The organism is Pantoea sp. JKS000250 (genome assembly GCF_003201065.1).
Classification (GTDB): Bacteria; Pseudomonadota; Gammaproteobacteria; order Enterobacterales; family Enterobacteriaceae; genus Pantoea; species Pantoea vagans.
This window is the reverse complement of sequence record NZ_QICZ01000002.1, coordinates 472,153-490,655: the sequence shown is the minus strand read 5'-3', so window position 1 is coordinate 490,655 and position 18,503 is coordinate 472,153. Positions and strand designations below refer to the sequence as shown.

Annotated in this window: 15 protein-coding genes; 9 read left to right on the top strand and 6 right to left on the bottom strand. The window is 57.0% G+C overall.

The features are described from left to right. Window position 1: 1 nt before the first annotated feature. Window positions 2–1,879 (bottom strand): amidohydrolase, encoded by a 1,878-nt coding sequence (locus tag BY447_RS22155; protein ID WP_110332258.1) that lies wholly within the window; start codon window positions 1,877–1,879, stop codon window positions 2–4. Between the two features lie 287 nt (window positions 1,880–2,166). On the opposite strand from BY447_RS22155, the gene BY447_RS22150 reads away from it, so the two are divergent. The 5 genes from BY447_RS22150 (at window position 2,167) to BY447_RS22130 (ending at window position 9,367) form a co-directional block, all read left to right on the top strand. Then, window positions 2,167–2,859 (top strand): hydrolase, encoded by a 693-nt coding sequence (locus tag BY447_RS22150; RefSeq protein WP_013196231.1) that lies wholly within the window; start codon window positions 2,167–2,169, stop codon window positions 2,857–2,859. 62 nt (window positions 2,860–2,921) lie between these two features. Further along, window positions 2,922–3,143, top strand: a complete 222-nt coding sequence (locus tag BY447_RS22145; RefSeq protein ID WP_095707777.1) for a DUF1427 family protein — start codon at window positions 2,922–2,924, stop codon at window positions 3,141–3,143. Between the two features lie 2 nt (window positions 3,144–3,145). After that, window positions 3,146–3,400, top strand: coding sequence for a XapX domain-containing protein (locus BY447_RS22140; RefSeq protein ID WP_110332257.1), 255 nt, complete (start codon window positions 3,146–3,148; stop codon window positions 3,398–3,400). A gap of 43 nt (window positions 3,401–3,443) precedes the next feature. Further along, on the top strand, window positions 3,444–3,827 hold the full coding sequence (locus BY447_RS22135) for a response regulator transcription factor (RefSeq protein ID WP_033735675.1): 384 nt from the start codon (window positions 3,444–3,446) through the stop codon (window positions 3,825–3,827). Next, entirely contained in the window at window positions 3,827–9,367 is a 5,541-nt protein-coding gene (locus BY447_RS22130) for a trifunctional serine/threonine-protein kinase/ATP-binding protein/sensor histidine kinase (RefSeq protein WP_110332256.1), read from the top strand. The genes BY447_RS22135 and BY447_RS22130 overlap by 1 nt, the downstream gene beginning before the upstream one ends. Window positions 9,368–9,395: 28 nt before the next feature. Here the strand turns inward: BY447_RS22130 and BY447_RS22125 are convergent, their stop codons facing one another. Then, entirely contained in the window at window positions 9,396–10,016 is a 621-nt protein-coding gene (locus BY447_RS22125) for a response regulator transcription factor (RefSeq protein WP_110332255.1), read from the bottom strand. An 808-nt stretch (window positions 10,017–10,824) separates the two neighbouring features. Between BY447_RS22125 and fdhF the strand changes: the two genes are divergently transcribed. Next, window positions 10,825–13,797: a formate dehydrogenase subunit alpha gene (fdhF, locus tag BY447_RS22120; protein WP_110332254.1), complete on the top strand. Its 2,973-nt coding sequence runs from the start codon at window positions 10,825–10,827 to the stop codon at window positions 13,795–13,797. Beyond that, window positions 13,797–14,282: a DUF1641 domain-containing protein gene (locus BY447_RS22115; protein WP_110332253.1), complete on the top strand. Its 486-nt coding sequence runs from the start codon at window positions 13,797–13,799 to the stop codon at window positions 14,280–14,282. Before fdhF ends, BY447_RS22115 begins: the two co-directional genes overlap by 1 nt. A gap of 16 nt (window positions 14,283–14,298) precedes the next feature. Here the strand turns inward: BY447_RS22115 and BY447_RS22110 are convergent, their stop codons facing one another. Together BY447_RS22110 and BY447_RS22105 are read right to left on the bottom strand one after the other, a co-directional pair. Then, on the bottom strand, window positions 14,299–14,709 hold the full coding sequence (locus BY447_RS22110) for a GFA family protein (RefSeq protein ID WP_013196240.1): 411 nt from the start codon (window positions 14,707–14,709) through the stop codon (window positions 14,299–14,301). 157 nt (window positions 14,710–14,866) lie between these two features. Beyond that, window positions 14,867–15,637: a DeoR/GlpR family DNA-binding transcription regulator gene (locus BY447_RS22105; RefSeq protein WP_107320361.1), complete on the bottom strand. Its 771-nt coding sequence runs from the start codon at window positions 15,635–15,637 to the stop codon at window positions 14,867–14,869. 123 nt (window positions 15,638–15,760) lie between these two features. Between BY447_RS22105 and BY447_RS22100 the strand changes: the two genes are divergently transcribed. Both BY447_RS22100 and BY447_RS22095 read left to right on the top strand, forming a co-directional pair. Continuing rightward, window positions 15,761–16,912, top strand: a complete 1,152-nt coding sequence (locus BY447_RS22100; protein ID WP_110332252.1) for an MFS transporter — start codon at window positions 15,761–15,763, stop codon at window positions 16,910–16,912. After that, a complete protein-coding gene (locus BY447_RS22095) occupies window positions 16,909–17,295 on the top strand; it encodes a VOC family protein (RefSeq protein ID WP_061060809.1) in 387 nt (128 codons plus the stop codon). Before BY447_RS22100 ends, BY447_RS22095 begins: the two co-directional genes overlap by 4 nt. 12 nt (window positions 17,296–17,307) lie before the next feature. Here the strand turns inward: BY447_RS22095 and BY447_RS22090 are convergent, their stop codons facing one another. Further along, window positions 17,308–17,949 (bottom strand): NrsF family protein, encoded by a 642-nt coding sequence (locus BY447_RS22090; RefSeq protein WP_061060808.1) that lies wholly within the window; start codon window positions 17,947–17,949, stop codon window positions 17,308–17,310. Then, window positions 17,936–18,490 (bottom strand): sigma-70 family RNA polymerase sigma factor, encoded by a 555-nt coding sequence (locus BY447_RS22085; RefSeq protein ID WP_013196245.1) that lies wholly within the window; start codon window positions 18,488–18,490, stop codon window positions 17,936–17,938. Before BY447_RS22085 ends, BY447_RS22090 begins: the two co-directional genes overlap by 14 nt. Between the last annotated feature and the right edge of the window lie 13 nt (window positions 18,491–18,503).

Here is an 18,503-nt window from a genome sequence, read left to right as displayed (position 1 = left end):
ATTAAAACGCGAAGCAGCTGCAGCCGAGCGCGCCCCAAAAGGCGTTATCTTCGGCGACCGGCACGCTGGAACCCCGCGCAATCTCATGCGAGTGTTGATGAACCCCACACGGACCGCTGCAGTGGTGGACGGCGGGCATCATGCCTGCCCGGCTCTGCGCAACCGGCGGGGCGCTGCGATAGTGACCCGGCACGTTTACCACTGGCGACCACTCAGGCAGGACCGGAATCGCGGGCGGTGCATCCGCGCTGAACGAACCAGCGGCATAGACAATATTGCCATCCACCACTGTCAGCACCGACTCAATGCCTTTGATTTCTTCTTCCGGCACGCTGAAGAAGTCCTTGCTCAGCACGGCCAGATCCGCCAGTTGCCCGATTTTTATCTGGCCTTTTTTACCCTGTTCACTGGAGAACCAGGCGCTGCCCTGGGTCCAGAGCATCAGCGCCGTTTCGCGGTCAGGGCGGGCGCTGACGTCATACATCTGCATGCCGCCCACGGTGCGACCGGAAACCAGCCAGTAGAGTGCGGTCCAGGGGTTGTAGCTGGCGACGCGGGTCGCATCGGTGCCAAGGCCGACCGGAACGCCGGTCTCCAGCATTTTCTGCACCGGCGGCGTGTGGCGGGTGGCTTCGATGCCGTAGCGCTCAGCAAAGTATTCCCCCTGAAACGCCATGCGGTGCTGCACCGCAATGCCACCGCCCAGCTCTTTAATACGATCGATATTGCGCTGAGTAACCGTTTCCGCGTGGTCAAAGAACCAGTGCAGGCCATTAAACGGAATATCGCGGTTGACCTTCTCGAAGACATCCAGCATCCGGCTGATCGACTCGTCATAGGTCGCATGCAGGCGGAATGGCCAGCGATGCTCCACCAGATGACGTACTACGCGTTCCAGCTCATCTTCCATACCGGGTGCCAGGTCGGGACGCGGCTCCAGGAAATCTTCGAAGTCAGCCGCCGAGAAGACCAGCATTTCACCTGCGCCGTTGTGACGGAAATAGTCGCTGCCCTGGCCTGGCGTCAGCATGTCCGTCCACTTCTCAAAATCTTCCAGTTCATGCCCCGGACGCTGCGTGAAGAGGTTGTAGGCGATACGCAGCGTCATCTGTTTTTTCTGATGCAGCTCAGCGATCACTTCATAATCTTCGGGATAGTTCTGGAAGCCGCCGCCGGCGTCAATCGCGCTGGTCAGGCCCAGACGGTTCAGCTCATGCATAAACTGGCGGGTGGAGTTGATCTGCTGTTCCAGCGGCAACTTCGGGCCTTTCGCCAGGGTGGCGTAGAGGATCATCGCATTGGGACGGGCGATCAGAAGGCCGGTTGGATTGCCGTTACTGTCGCGCTGGATTTCACCACCCGGCGGGTTCGGCGTCTCTTTGGTATAGCCAACCACTTTCAGTGCGGCGCGGTTGAGCAGGGCGCGGTCATAAAGGTGCAGCAGGAAAACCGGCGTGTCAGGGGCCGCTTCGTTGATCTCATCCAGCGTCGGCATCCGGCGCTCGGCAAACTGGAACTCGGTCCAGCCACCGACGACACGTACCCACTGCGGTGATGGAGTACGCAGCGCCTGTGCTTTCAGCATCCGCAGCGCATCGGCCACTGACGGTACACCTTCCCAGCGCAGTTCAAGGTTGTAGTTCAGCCCGCCGCGGATCAGATGCAGGTGTGAATCGTTCAGGCCCGGTACGGCGGTGTGGCCTTTAAGATCGATCACTTTGGTGCCGTCACAGTGATACTCCATCGCCTCTGCCAGCGTGCCGACCGCAACAAATTTGCCATCACGAATTGCCACGGCTTCTGCGACCGGATTGCTGCGGTCAACAGTGTGAAATTTGCCATGGGTCAGTATCAGTTCAGCTTTACCCAGCGTAATCATAGATCCTCCTCAACGGGGTTGCCCGACTCAGCGCGGGACAGGAAGTGCCGCAATAAGCAGGGCACGAATAAGCCGGATTATGGTGAGCGGGCTGAGGGATCGTCTAGTTATACAGAGGGATACCTATACCTTCGTATAGTTATACGCAGAGATAATAGTTTGCCGTGGCACGTCGCCCTACACTGCGACCAGACAGCCAGCAGCAGGACAACAAACCTGCCCTGACCGTCTTTTTGCTCCGCGCCGGTTGGCGGAAATTCCGTTACTTAACCTCTATGGGTGAACGCATGTCCAACGCAAAGCTTGAAGTCCTCACGCCACATAACAGCCAGATTATCTTCATCGACCAGCAGCCGCAGATGGCCTTTGGCGTGCAGTCGATTGACCGTCAGGTGTTGAAAAATAATACCGTTGCGCTGGCGAAGGCGGCAAAAGTCTTCAATATCCCGACCATCATTACTACGGTCGAAACCGAAAGCTTCTCCGGTCATACCTATCCGGAGCTGCTGGATGTCTTCCCTGGTCAGGACATTTTGGAGCGCAGCTCGATGAACTCCTGGGATGACCAGAAAGTGCGTGATGCCCTGGCGGCGAACGGCAGGAAAAAAGTGGTGGTGTCGGGACTCTGGACAGAGGTTTGTAACAACAGCTTTGCCCTGTGTGCGATGCTGGAAGGCGACTACGAAATCTATATGGTGGCCGACGCGTCAGGCGGTACCACCAAAGAAGCGCACGACTACGCGATGCAGCGCATGATCCAGGCGGGAGTGGTGCCGGTGACCTGGCAGCAGGTGATGCTGGAGTGGCAGCGTGACTGGGCCAACCGTGATACCTACGATGCGGTGATGAATATTGCCAAAGAGCATTCAGGTGCCTATGGCATTGGTGTGGATTATGCCTACACCATGGTGCATAAAGCGCCATCACGTCAGAAAAGTGAACACCGTACTCTGGCTCCGGTTCACGCGCCGGTCCGCTAAGGGTCGCTCTGCTGATCGGCACGCGCTGCCGGTCATCAGACGGGCATCACAGGAGTCCGGTCATGAATCCTTTACTTCTTTCCCTGGCGGCAGGGGTGCTGATTGGCGTGCTGTACGGCCTGCTTAAAGTCCGTTCACCCGCTCCGCCTGCGATTGCGCTGGTGGGCCTGCTGGGAATGTTACTGGGCGGGGCGCTGGTGCAGGCGATGATACCTGCGGCGCATGCGACCGTCCTGCAGTCGCTCAGCGATCAGCCTGAAACACACCCGTTGCGGATAAGCTGAACATGTTGAAATCCTACATTATTTCTCTCACGGTGGGCCTGCTTGCCGGGGTAATCTATGCGCTGATTAACGTTAACTCTCCGGCTCCGCCGATTATTGCTCTGGTGGGGCTGTTCAGCATGCTGGTAGGTGAACAGGTCATTCCGCTGGCTAAACGTCTGCTTCGCCGTCAGCCGGTGACGCTGAAGTGGTTTCGCCATGAGTGTGTGCCAAAAATCAGTGGAACACCGCCACCCGATGGCGATAACACCCCTTAAGTCCTCGCGTACCGCACGGTGAGGCGTTCCGGAGAATAACGGCATGGCGCTGTCACAGCGTATTATCATTGTTGATGATGAACGCGCGGTCCGCAGTGGACTGAGCAATCTGTTGCACTCAGACGGCTACCCGACGCGCTTATATGAGTCCGGTGAAGCGCTCCTGAGCGATGATGATGCCCTTTCAGAGGCGGGCATGCTGATCATTGATGTCGGACTCAAGGGCATGTCCGGCTTTGAGCTGTTTGTTCTCCTGAAACAGCAGACAGAACTGCCCCCGGTCATCTTTATTTCGGCAGACCTGGATGACACCACCCTGTGGTATGCCATCGCCCTGGGTGCGGTCACGTTTTTGCGAAAGCCCATTGATGTTGATACGCTGCTGACACTGATCCGTTGCGAGTTATCCAGGGGAGAAGCCCGCTGATGAGTATGCTTTCGGTTAATGTCCAGGAAAGTGACGACGCAGGGATCGCGATTGACCATTTCGACACGCTGACGCCGCTGGCGCAGGATGGCTGTCTGCTCTGGATGCTGGCGCGCTGCCAGTCTGGCGAATCCATAGTTATCGCCACCAGTCAAAGTGACGACGTCACCTTTCAGGCGACGCAGCGGCTCAAAAATGAGCGTGCGCTGGCAGGCTATCTTTCACCGCGCTGGGCAATCACCGCGACCGGCACCACCCGTTATCACAATCGTTATGCCCTGATTTATCCTTCGTTTCCGTTTCGAACGCTGGCTCACAATCTCGCCACGCCACCTGAACACATCGCTGACTTTCTGCAGGTTGCATTGCAGCTTTGCTACACGCTCGGTCAGGCGCATCATCAGGGCATCGTGCATGGCGATATCAAGCCGGGCCACTTTTTTGTGACTGACGAGGGGCGCTTTCGCCTGGGCGGGTTTGGACTGGCCTCGCTGGCCGCGCAGTCGGCGGACAAAACCAGTCTGCGCGCTTCAGGCGGTACGCTGGCCTATATGTCTCCTGAGCATACCGGCCGCACGCCGCATCCGGTCAGCAGCCTCAGCGATCTCTATAGCCTGGGTGTCGTGCTGTATGAGTACCTGACCGGCAGACTGCCATTTGGCTCACCCGACGCGGGTGAAGCAGAGTGGATTCATCATCACATCGCTACCGCACCCCGGCCCGCCGATCAGGTCAGAGACGATGTGCCGCCGATGCTCTCGGTGATTCTGTTGCGTCTGCTGGCAAAGTCGCCCGCAGAGGGATATCAGACCGTGCAGGGACTGATGGCCGATCTGCGCCGCTGTCAGGCGACCCTCACTGCCGAAAACACCATTGCGCCGTTTACGCCCGGTCTGCAGGAGCGGTTCAGCAGCACTTTCCGCCCCGAGACGCTGTTCACGCAGCATCCACAGGCGCGCGCATTACTGACCACGCTTGAGGCGGTCAACCGCAGCGGCACGCAGAGTCTGGTGATGCTGAGCGGGGCACCCGGTTCCGGGAAATCTGCCATCATCGCCTCTGCACTGAAAAACCTGCAGCACCGACAGATTCTGCTGGCCGCCAGCAAGGCCGATCAGCATTCACCAGCCGCCCCCTATGCCGCAATCGCCTCCGCGTTTCGTACGGTCACGCTCTATCTGCTGGGTTTGTCAGCCCCGGAAGTCAGCAAATGGCGGGGGCGACTGCTGCGGTTACTGGGCGGATATACCGATTTAGCCATTGAGCTGGTGCCTGAATTAAAACAGCTGCTGAATATCCGGACACTGCCGCCCGTGGTACGCCACGCCACGGACGCCCGCGAGCAGTTTAACCAGATGGCGTGTGCGCTGATTGAGGCTTTTGCCACGCCGGGTCGCCCGCTGGTGATGCTAATTGATGATGTTCACTGGGCAGATAATGCCACGCTGCAACTGCTGGAAACGCTGATCACTCGAAGTGAACATCTGCCTTGTATGCTGGTGCTCGCTTTCCGGGAGGGCGAATCGATGCCCTGTCCGATGATTGCCGGTTTTCTGCTGCGGATCAGAGAATCCGCGGCGCGGCTTGTGGCGCTGACGCCGCAGCCGCTAAGCGTGAAACGCATTGGCCGCTGGCTGGCGGGGAGGCTGCATACCCGTCCCGGTGGCCATCGCGAACTGGCACAGATTATTTTCGACAAAACCGGCGGCAATCCGCTCTCTGTGCAGGAATTCTTTCGTCAGGCGGTGGACGATGGGGTCATTTACTTTCGTCAGAATCCGCTTAAATGGCATTACGACAGCCAGGCACTGATTGCGCGTCAGTACACCGACAACGTGGCAACGCTGGTGCTGAATCAGCTGGTACGGATGCCGGAGATAACACGGCAGTTGCTGGGCGATCTGGCCTGCCTGGGCGCCAGCGGCGAACTCTCCCTGATAAGTCATATCAGCGGGACGCCTGTTACACGGCTTCAGCAGCAGCTTGAACCTGCTGTCAGTGGCCGTTTTATCGCCCTGACGGGCGGCAACTACGCCTTTACCCACGATCGGGTTCACAACGCGGCATTTTTACTGCCCGACCGCCGACAGCAACAGCATCTTCACCAGCAGGCGGCGGCCTGGCTGTCAGATGCGGTGATGACGGCGGATAACAGTGAAACACTATTCCGGGCGGTTTATCACATTGGCATGATTGCTGAACTGCCGCTGAGTGTCTCAGAGCGTGAGCGGTATTATCCGCTCTGTCTGCGTGCTGCACAGGGAGCGAAGCGTGCCGGGGACTACCTCTCGGCGCTGCGCTATCTGCGCACCGCCCAGCGGCTTAGCCAGCGGATGGTGACCGGTAATGACTTTATGCTGGGTCTGGATGAGGCGGAGTGCGAGTTTCTGCACGGTAATCTCAGCAACGCACAATCGCTCTGCACCCGACTGCTGCGTGAGCCTGGCACACTCAGTGAAAAATCCAGGGCTGCCTGTCTCTCCGCTGAAATTCATATGCGTCAGTCTGACAATCATCTGGCGCTGGAAACCGCACTCGCCTGGCTGGCAGTCTTTGGTGAGCATTTCAACCGCAATCCGGAAGACGCAGAGATCGACGCCGCCTGGCTGTCGCTCAGGACGCGCATTGGCGATTCCCCGCAAGCGGCTTTTTCATGGCTTCCGCTGAACAATAATGCCGAAACGGAGTCGGTGCTGAACCTGATGGCCAGCACCATTTTTGTTTCCGCCTACGACTGCCCGCAACTGCATCTGATGCTGGTCTGCCGGATGCTGGAGATGACGCTGGACCAGGGCATGACAGGGGCTTCTGCGTTTGGTCTCGCCTGGTTCAGCGTACTGACTGGCGATCGCTATCAGGCCTGGCAGTTTAGCTATGCCTGTGGCCGTGTGGCGCGTGAGCTGGTGGAAGAGCATAACTTTATCCGCTACAAAGCACGCACGCTGCTGCCACTGGATCAGGTGGGGATCTGGACACAGCCGCTGGAGGTCGCCGTGGAGTGTGCCCGCGAAAGTTTTCGCGTGGCGGTGATGCATGGCGACCGCTCTTTTGCCTGCCTCTCGCTGCGTCATCAGATCATGAATACGCTGACACGCGGCGATCACCTTGAGTCAGTGCTGACCTCCATTGAGCGTGGGCTCGCGTTTACCCGCAAATCGTATTATCCCGATGTCGAGAACGTGCTGGTGATGCAGAAGCAACTGGTGATGCAACTGCGTAACAGTAATGGATTCAGGGCAGAGGATCGTGTCACCTCTTTGCCGCTGGTGGCGGGCAGTGAGCCGGGGCCGATATCCGGCCCGAAAGCGATGGTGCGGTTCTGGGCCGGTCTCTATCGGGGAATGGCGCATTTCTTCGCGGCTGAATACCGGGAGGCGCTGCGCTGTTTTGAGGCGGTTCGTCCGCTGATTAGCGCAGTGCCCGCTTATATCTATCTGATGGATTTTCATTTCTACAGCGCATTGTCACTGAGTCACCAGCCTGAAGCGGCTGACAGCAACGCGCTGCGCGGCCATCTCGATAAATTTGCTGACTGGGCTGACCTCAACCCCGGTCTGTTTGCAGACAAATATGCTCTGCTCAGGGCCGAGTGCGCGCGTCTTGATGGCAACACGGGCGAAGCGCTGCAGCAGTATGAACGGGCCATCCGTCTCTCCAGACAGGCGGGGTATCTGCACATTCATGCGCTGGCGAATCAGCTGGCAGGCCGCTGTTATAAGGCTTTGCAGCTGGATATCGCAGCAGATGCGTATATTAAAGCCGCAACAGGAAGCTGGGAGAACTGGGGTGCGCAGGCGATGGTGCGTCAGCTGGAGCAGCGCTATCCGCATCTGTCTGCGCCGCTGCAAAACAGCGCGCTGGCGACGATTCCGTTTACTCAGGATGCTGCGTTTTATGACATGGAGAGCGTGCTGACCGCCGTGCGCGCCCTGACGGAGGAGATCAACCTTGATCGGTTGATACATACCCTGATGCGAATGCTGCTGGAACGGGCCGGTGCTCAGCGCTGTCAGCTCATCCGGATTCTGGATGGCAACCTGCCGGAGACGCAGGCCTGGGCAGAGAGCATGGCAGAGGGGGTACGGGTGCAGATTGTCAAAGAGCGGCCTCTCGCCACCGACCTGCCTTTATCCGTGCTGTCAGCGGTGATCCGTACCGGTCAGGAGATACGCACCGGCAAGCCGGAGGCGTTCAGTCCCTTCAGCCAGGATCCCTATCTGGTGGCTTCGGGCGCAGCGGTGTTGTGTGTCCCGATGTTCAGGCAGGCCAACATGGTCGGGGTGCTCTATCTGGAGAATCGCCTGATGCCCGACGCGTTTACAGCTGAGCACTCCCACATCGTGAAAACCCTGAGTGCGCAGGCGGCCGTATCCCTGGAAAACGCACGGCTCTACGCGGAGCTGTTGGAGGAGAACACCCATAGGCGGCGGGTTGAGAAGCAGCTGCGAGCCAGCAAAACCTCGCTGATGCTCGGCGAGAAGATCAGCCATACCGGTACCTGGCGCTGGGAAGTGACAGAGGACATGATGATGGTCTCCGAAGAATATGGCCGTATTCTTGGCCTGCCAGCTGAACAAAAAGGGCTATCGATGGCAGATTTTCTGACCCGCGTTCATCCCGATGATCACGCGTGCATCAGTGAACTGGTCACGCTTAGTGTCAGCCAGGGGCGCAGCATGCAGGCTGAGTTCCGTGTGCTCCGGCCGGATGGGGAATGCCGCTATATCAAGGGTATCGGCGAACCAGTGGACAATTTCCCCGAGGTGAAAGAGTATTTCGGCACCATTTCGGATATCACTTTACAGCGCCAGGCAGAAGATACCGCGCGTATGGCCCAGGCGGATCTGGCTCGGGTCACACGGGCCACCACCGTCGGGCAGCTGACCGCTTCCATCGCCCACGAAATTAACCAGCCGCTGATGTCAATTGTGGCAAACGCCGGTGCCAGCCTGCGCTGGTTAAAGCGTGAGCCGTTGATGCTGGAAAATGCCAGCAGCAGTCTGAACGAGATTATTAAAGAGGGTAAACGTGCCGGAGAAATTATTCGTGGTCTGCAGGCGCTGACCCGCAATCATGAACCGAGCTTTGCGCCGGAAAACCTGCATCTGATCGCCCGTGATATTCTGGCGCTCTCACGGATCGAGCTGGAACGGCGGGGCATTTCACTGGAACTGAAACTCAAAGCGGTCAGGGCAGATATTTTCTGCGACCGCGTTCAGATTCAGCAGGTGCTGCTTAATCTGGTCATCAATGCTATCGATGCCATGTCCGATGATTTACCGCGCGCGGCCCTGCTGCGCCTCACCTCCGAGAATCCCACGGATGACACGCTGCGATTTGAGGTGCTGGATAGCGGTTGCGGATTGCCTGATGGCGTGCGTGAACGGATCTTTGAGTCGTTCTACACCACCAAGAAAAGCGGCATGGGTATGGGATTAACCATCAGTAAAGGGATCATCAAAAAGCATTGCGGAGAGTTAGGCGCCGAGAACCGGCCAGAAGGCGGCAGCCGCTTCTGGTTTACGCTGCCACTGGAATAAGCGTGGGGGCCAGCTTTAGGTGCTGGCCTTAACGACGGCGGGTATGGTCAATATTGAGCCGCTCAGCTGCACGGACCAGATCGGTCAGCGAGCGCGCATTCATCTTCTCCATCACCCGCCGCTTGTGGACTTTAGCCGTAATCTCACTGACGCCCATTTCGGCGGCAATCTGCTTATTCAGCAGGCCACTGATCGCCAGCAGCATCACCTCGCTTTCACGCGGCGTCAAGGTCTGGTGCCGCTGGAATATCTCTCGCCGCTCCTCAGAGGATGCCATATTCTGTTCAGCGATGCGCAACGCTTCCGCTACCGCCTGCAACATACGATCGGGATCTACCGGTTTGGTCAGAAACTCATAAGCGCCGGTTTTCATCGCCCGCACCGTGACCGGAATGGTCCCGAAGCCGGTTAAAAAGATGGTGGGGATCGTGTAACCGCGATCGAGCAGCGCCTGGGCAACATCGAATCCATCTGCGCCGGGCAGATTGATATCCAGAATCAGGCAACAGGGAAGGGGAGGGATAACATGAGTCAGGAAATCATCTGCCGATGAAAAAGAGACAACCGTGTAATCGTCGGCGGTGAGCAGATTACGCAATGCTGAAGTCACAGCAACGTCGTCGTCAACAATATATACAATGGGGTTCATAGGGACCTCATTCCAGCCAGAGTTTTACTGATAATTAAATTAAACATGACGCGTAAAGAGGCCCTGAACAGTGAGCATCCGGCAGGGTTATCAGGATATTACCATAACAGTTATCATTATCATCTTATAATTAACAGTATGTTAAAAATAAGATAAATTACTGATAGATATGATTAAATCGTGAGCGTTATTCTATGGTCTGAGCGTCGTTATTCCGGTCTGATGAGTATTGGACTGTAATCTGAGTGCCCTATTTGTGCAATCAACGGAGCTCTCAATTGCGGCCAGCAGAATAGCGATCGCTATTCGCTGAAATAGTCCATAAACTGCACACCGAATTAAATACTCCACGCTTTTATGATGCCGTAATAAGTTCGTGCCAGTGCGTCATTCATCTCTGGAATAAGCGGCACGGTAACAGGCAATCAGTGGCTAACTTACTTCGGCACTAAGCAGTGCTGCGATGTACCCGCTATACAAAAAAAAGGGTTCCTGCACACACGTAGTAGTTACAACATACATAAATAGATTTATTAAACCCCACGATTGTCAGCCGGGTGTTCATCGCTTAGCAGCATAAGACTTCTTGTTTGTCGTTCCCGCCCGGCAGGCGTAAAAACCCCTGATTTCATCCGGTAAGAAGTCATTACATTTTAAAAAAGCCTTAACTGTCAGCGATTAACCTCAATAAGCGTAGCGGTATTTATGGCGCGGCTGATAATACTCACTACGCTTGGAAGACAACCCTTTCATTTCGGGGATATTTTTTCCAGCCCAGCGCTATCCGCCATGTCGTCATGAGGCTCATATGAGTGAAAATTACTGCACCATTGTTTTCAATGGTGAACGGCTAGAAGGGTTAGCTGATCAACCGCTTATCGATTTTCTGGATGCTCAGGGGAAAAAACTGCCTCATGTCTGTTATCACCCGGCGTTACCGCCGCTGCAAAGCTGTGATGTCTGTTGGGTCGATGCCAATGGCGAGCGGGTTCGCGGCTGCACGCTTCGTACTGAAGAGGGTCTGACGGTCCGGAGCGAGGGCAGTGCGCTGAAAGCCGCGCAGCAGGAGGGCATGGATCGACTGCTTAACCGTCATGAGCTTTACTGCACCGTCTGCGAACACAATACCGGTGACTGTACGCTGCATAACGCAGTAGCCGATATGCACATTCCGATTCAGTACTATCCTCATCAGCCCAAGCCTTACGCGAAAGATCACTCCAATCCGTTTTACACCTACGACCCTGACCAGTGCATCTTATGCGGTCGCTGTGTCGAGGCATGCCAGAATGTCGAGGTCAACGAGACGCTCTCCATTGACTACACCCAGGTGCACCCACGCGTATTGTGGGATGGCGGCACCGAAATTGCCGGTTCCAGCTGCGTCAGCTGTGGGCACTGCGTTACGGTCTGCCCGTGCAATGCACTGCTGGAAAAAAACATGCAGCCCGATGCGGGACCGTTTACCGCCATGGATGAAGGGCTGAAGCGTCCGCTTATCGACTTTGTGAAAACGCTGGAAAACAGTATCGGCATGGAGCCAATTACCGGCGTGTCAAAAATTGACGTGGCGCTGCGTCAGTCTGAAATCAAACGCACCAAAACGGTCTGCACCTACTGCGGTGTGGGCTGCAGCTTTGAAATCTGGACCCGCGATCGCCATATCCTGAAAGTACAGCCGGTTGCCGAAGCGCCAGCCAATGGCATCTCTACCTGTGTTAAAGGCAAATTTGGCTGGGATTTCGTCAACAGTCCGGAACGCCTGACAACGCCGCTGATTCGCGAGAATGGCCGCTTCCGGCCTGCCAGCTGGGATGAGGCATTACAGCGGGTTGCTGATGGACTACGTGGCGTTGCGCAGAACTATGGCGGTGACGCGATAGGCTTTATCGGCTCCAGCAAGGCGAGTAATGAAGAAGCCTATCTGACCCAGAAAATCGCCCGCTTAATCTTCGGCACAAACAATGTCGATAACTCTTCCCGCTATTGTCAGAACCCGGCCACAGAAGGGCTGTTCCGCACCGTGGGCTACGGCGGTGATGCCGGAACGATTGAGGATCTGCAGCAGACCGATTTGATTGTGCTGGTTGGCAGCAATCTCTCCGAGAACCATCCGGTTATCGCTTCGCACATCAAACAGAGCCATAAACATCAAGGCCAGAAACTGCTGGTTGTCGATCCGCGCCGTCACGAAATGGCGGAACGGGCTGACTGTTATCTGCGCATCCGGCCTGGCACCGATCTCGTCTGGGCCTCGGCGATGGCGAAATATATGTTCGATCACGGTTATGCTGATGAGGCGTTTCTGGCACAGCGGGTTAATCAGGTTGAAGAGTACCGCGCCTCGCTCGATGTCTTTACGCTCGACTATGCCAGCGAGATCTGCGGCCTGAGCGAAGCTGAACTCACAGAGGCGGCGGAGATAATCGGCCAGGCGGGCAGCGCCTGTATCTTGTGGGCGATGGGGATTACCCAGCACAGCCACGGGGCCGACACCAGCACGGCGCTGTCGAACCTGCTGCTGGTCACCGGCAACTATGGCCGGCCTGGCACTGGCGGCTACCCGATGCGCGGACACAACAACGTGCAGGGTGCCAGCGACTTCGGCTGCCTGAGCAACCTCTATCCCGGCTATGAAAAAGTCACTGACGACGCGGTGCGGGAAAAATGGGCGCGTGCATGGGGCGTCGCGCCTGATGCACTCTCTGACAAGCCCGGCGCGGATAACTTCAAAATGGTGCAGGAGGCGGGAGAAGGCAAAATCCGCGCAATGTACATCACCGGCGAAGAGACCGCGTTTGCCGATGCTGATTCAGATAATGTGCATGCCGCCTTCAGCAAGCTGGAGTTTATGGTGGTTCAGGACATCTTCATGTCACGTACGGCTGAATTTGCCGATGTGGTATTGCCCGGTGCGCCCAGCGTGGAGAAAGAGGGCACGTTTGTGAACACCGAGCGGCGCATTCAGCACTTTTCCCCGGCCATGAAACCCCTGGGCGACTGTCGTCCAGACTGGCAGATCTTCACCGATCTCGCCGCGCGCCTCGGTCACCCGTGGCATTACCCGAATCCGGGCGCGATCATGGCTGAAGCGGCGGGTATTGCGGATATTTTCGCTGGCGTCAGCTATGAGCAACTGGTCGGCTGGCAGTCGCAGCTCTGGCCGGTCAATGCCGGTGGTGAAAGCACGCCGCGTCTCTACACGGAACGGTTCAATTTCCCGGATGGCAAAGCCCGGCTTTATCCGCTGAGCTGGCAGCCGCCTGCCGAGCAGGAGGATGCAGAGTACAATCTGCTGCTCAATAACGGCAGGATGCTGGAGCATTTCCAGTCGATGAACCAGACCGGGCAGGGTGGCCGCATGATGTCGCTGTCGCCTAATGCCTTTGTTGAGATCTCTCCGGAACTGGCTGCCTCACGCGCGCTGACCGAGGGAGAGTGGGTGCGCATTACCTCAAGGCGCGGCTCGATGGATGTCCCGGTTGTTATCACCGGGCGTGTAGCGGGTAACGTGCTGTTTATGCCGATTCATCATGGTAAGGATGGCGTCAACGCACTCACCGGCGAACATCACGATCCCGACGTCAACACACCGGCTTATAAAGAGCTTGCCGTGAACATGAAGCGAATCGAACGGCGGACGCAGCCCAATCCGCTGCCGTTACACAACTTCCGCTACGGCAGTCGGACCCCACTGGATCACTTGCCGATTGAACAAAAATGGCAGCAGGCTGGCTACCGTGAACCGCCTGAACACGTCGAAAAACCGGAGAAATTTTAATGGCAGAACGGATGAAATATCAGGTCACGCCGACACGCACCGAGCCGACCGCCCGCGAGGAGATGGATGATCTGCTTCAAAATCTCCACCAGCATGGCTTTCTGCGGCTGGCGAACGATCTGGTTAAGTCAAACAGTGAGGTGGGAAAAATTCTGGTCTCAGGTCTTAACCAGCCCGGCACCCAGAACGCGCTTCAGAATCTTTCGCTGCTGATGATGACACTGGGCAGCGTGCCACCAGAGCGATTTAATCATCTGCTGCTGGCGGTTCGTGATGCCGCGATGGCGGTCAAACCGGCGCGCGATGAGGCGCGTCAGGACAAAGCCGCGCCAGGTATTCGCGGCATTATCCGGTTACTTAATGACGAGGATCTCTGGCGCGGGCTGCGGCCGATCTTCGCCGTGCTTGAGGTCTTCTCACAGCAGATTGACCGTGAAGAGCAGAAGCCGATTACCCGCTTCAGTGGCAAGCCCACCCGCGACTAACTCAGCCTGCGATCGTTCAGGATTGTGTAGGGGTGTAGATCAGATGACCGGCTACACCGCCTGCGCCGCCATCTTTAGGGTGGTTGATGCCATCGGAAACCGGCACATCGGTGAAATCAAAAGGTGAAACACCTTCTAAGCAGGCGACGTTCACCCCAAACTGATCGGGCTGCGAGCGGCTCTGGTGAAAGGTATAAATGCCGCAGACGGAGCAGAAGTAGTGGCCCACCTCTTTGCTGTTGAAGCGATACTCTGTGAGCTGTGCTTCACCCTGCGTCAGCTCGACCTTTGTCGCAAATACCACCACCGCGCCGCGCATCCGGCAAAACGAGCAGTTGCAGCGGCGCACGGTGTTGAATCCATCCTTCAGCGTTACCCGGTATGCCACTGCGCCGCAGTGGCATTGCGCTGTCATTTCAGTTTGCATCACGATCTCCTGTGTCATTTAACCCGCCAGCTTTCAGCCTACGCCAAAGCCGGAGGTCTGGCAGCATCAGATTCCGGGGTGTCACCCATTCAGGCAGTTCGAACCGTGCCTGTTTTTTAAATCAGACCACAATCCGCAGTTCTCCATCGTTCCTGGCTCAGACGGTGATAAGCGTGATCTCTTCAGCCGCAAAGGCATCAAGCAGGATTTTATCAAGCTTCTCTTCCACCACCAGCGTTGAAATGTCACGGCATTTCGCCACGCTGAACCGCGCCACAGCGGGGATTTTATCTGCCGTCAGCCCGACGATAACCTGATTGCTCTGGGCCATGGCGACTTTCTTGAATTCACAATCGGCATAGTTAAAACCGGTCAGCCCGGCTTCAGGGCTCATGGCGCAGCCGCCGATAAACGCCTGATCAAAAAGTATCCCCTGAATCTGGTTAATCGCGGTTTGCCCGACTGCGCCGCCGGTGCTCTTTTGTATCTGCCCGCCCAGCATGATCACCTCTGCGACAGGATGATTGATCAACAGCGCGGCGATATCGGGCGCATTGGTGACAACCGTCAGACTCAGCTCAGGCGGAAGCGCCTTTGCCAGCGCCAGATTGGTGGTGCCGGCATCTATGAAGATACAGCTGCTGGCTTTCACCAGACTGGCACAGCGCTGCGCGATCAGGGCTTTTGCTGCGTGATCGTGCTCTTTTCGGCTGACAAACGTGCCTGCATCCTGCAACTGTAAAACTGCGCCGCCATACACTTTTTTGCATAAGCCCTCTTTACTGAGTTCATGCAGATCGCGGCGGATCGTGTGCTCAGACACTGCCATCTGCCGGGCCAGATCCACGCAGACCACACGACCATTCTGCTGCAGGATCTCACGAATCAGGGCTTGCCGCTGCTGCGGGAAAGCTGCATAATCGAGCATGTAGACTCCAGAGTGTTCATAAACGAGCTATAGTGAGCATGATCGTTCACTTACCGGCAGGGTGTCAATAGCGGCTAATCGATACGCTTACTTTGTCTCTCAAGCATTTACTCAAGGATCGTAATGGCTAATAACGTCTCATCCGCTCAGGCAACACGCATCATCTTTTTTCTGGCCGGATTTATTACTGCGACCTGGGCCGTGATTGTGCCTTTCGCGCGAGCTAATACCGGCGTTAATGAAGCACAACTGGGCACGTTACTGCTTTGTCTGGGCGTCGGTGCATTAATTGCAATGCCAGTGACGGGCTGGCTGACCAGCCGCTTTGGCTGCCGCCGGGTGATCCTGGTTGCCGTTGCGCTGATCGTTATCAGCGCCCCCTGGCTGGCGGTGCTTAGCGATCCGCTGCTGCTGGCGCTGGCATTACTGATTTTTGGCATCGGCATCGGGGTGACCGACTGCGCCATGAACATTCAGGCGATCCTGGTGGAAAAGCAGGCTGCGAAACCGGTGATGTCCGGCTTTCACGGCATGTACAGCGTGGGCGGCATTGCAGGTGCTGGCTTTATGACGCTGCTGCTGGCGATGGGTTTTAGCGTGCTGACCGGCTGCTTACTCGCGGTAGCGGCGGTGATTATCATGACGCTGGTCAGCGTATCGGGTTTACTGACTTACGCCAATCCCGCTGAAGGCCCGGTGTTTGCAGTTCCGCGTGGCAGCGTACTGATTATCGGCATCATCTGCTTTGCCGTCTTCCTGACTGAAGGCACCGTGCTGGACTGGAGTGCGGTCTATCTGACCGACGTCCGGGCCATTCCGGTCTCACTGGGCGGGCTGGGTTATACCTGCTTTGCTGTGGCGATGACGGTGGCGCGCCTGACCGGCGATCGCATCATCTCGTCGCTGGGTCGTCTGCCTGTGGTGCTGGGTGGTGCACTGGTTGCCGCAGCAGGCATGGCGATGGTGACCTTTATCGCCTTCTGGCCGCTGTCACTATTGGGTTACACCCTGGTCGGTGCAGGCTGCGCCAATATCGTGCCGGTGATGTTTTCTGCTGCCGGACGTCAGACGGTGATGCCGCAGGCGGTCGCCATACCGGCTATTACCACGCTCGGCTATCTGGGCGTGCTGAGCGGACCCGCCGTCATTGGCTACGTGGCGCATTATACGCATCTGGGTTTCTCATTTTCACTGATCATGGCGCTGATGCTGGTCGTTGGCGCGGTTTCTCTAACCCTTAACCTGGGCCACAACACGGCAAAGGAAAACAGATGAAAATCGCCCACGTCGCACTCTGGACACGTCACCTTGAGGTACAGCAGCAATTCTGGCGCGAGTGGTTTAACGCGGAGAGCAATGCGCGCTATCAAAGCCGGAACCGTCCCGGCTTCGCCTCCTTCTTTATGCAACTGGAGCAGGGCGCAACCATTGAACTGATGACCCTGCCCGATTTGGCAGAGGGACAGCCGGGCAGGGAAGTCACTGGCTGGGCACACATAGCAATAAGCGTCGGTGATAAGCTGCAGGTCGATATGCTGGCTGTCAGGGCAGCAGAGGCGGGAATTTTGGTTGCGGCACCGCGCCGCACGGGTGACGGCTATTATGAAGCGATTATTCGCGATCCGGATGGAAACCTGATTGAGCTGGTCGCAGAGTAATTAACAAAGCCATTATGCGCCCAGTCGGACCCAGCGGCGTCCTGCCAGCACCGTCAGCACCACAATGGTAATGCCTGCCGCAAGATGCATGGAAAAATCGAGCATATGCAGATGGGTGTCATGGCACAGCGACAGCAACATCGATGAGGTGAACGCACTGCCACAGCCGCTCAGCGCCAGGCTGCGCGCGGGATAGAGCGAACGGGTGCGTTTCAGGGTGATGACGGACATCAACATCATCGGTACGCTGGCCGACAGCATAAACAGATAGCAGTGTATCCCTTCACCAAAGCGGCTCGCGCCCGCATGTGGGGTCTCAGATGACATGTTAATCAGATTCAGCGCCAGCCACATCAACGCCAGCAGCAGTGGCCAGCGCAGGCTGATGGGTTTTCGTCCTGCGATACTCAGCGTAAAGGCTGCCGCCAGCGTGCTGCCCGCAATAATAAGAGAGAGCAGTACGGCGACAAATGCCAGCCATGCGCCAGGCTGGCTCCAGTCAGTAAACCTGCTGTGAAACGCCCAACTGGTCAGTGCGCCACAAGGCAGGGCGAGCGCGATCCAGCCCGCAACGCGCCAGGCGGTGGGCCAGACACGCTGCACCGGCTGGGCAGACTGGCTGAGCTGATCGATTAACTGGTCATGATTTCTCATGATGACCCCGTCCATATTTTCGAAGATTGACCATTGCGCGATGCAACAGGGATTTAACGGCAGAGAGAGACTGATTGGTTTCAGCGGCTGCCTGCGCCAGGCTCTGCTCGCGCAGATGCACGGATTCGACGATCTCCCGCTGACGTAGCGGAAGGGTGTCCAGATAGCCTGAGAGGATATCGGGATCGGCTGAGGCTTCTGCACTTTCAGCGGGCCGCTGCTGCAGCGCCTCATCATCCTGAACCTCCTGACGACGTCCATGCTGGCGCAGCGCGTCAATCGTTCGGGCAGAAGCAATAGCGGCCACCCACGGCAGAATCGGGCGCTGCGGATCGTAGGTATGCCGCACCCGATGGATTGCCAGCAGCGTATCCTGAATCACATCCTCAACCAGCACCTCATCACCGATTTTTCTGCACACCAGTGCCCGGATGGCCGGAACCATCGCTTTAAGTAACTGGTTATAGGCTGCTCTGTCGCCCGCCTGCGCCCGGGCCATTAAGGCTGGCCAGTGCTGTGCGCGTTGATCAGTGTCTGACATCAGTCATCAGCAG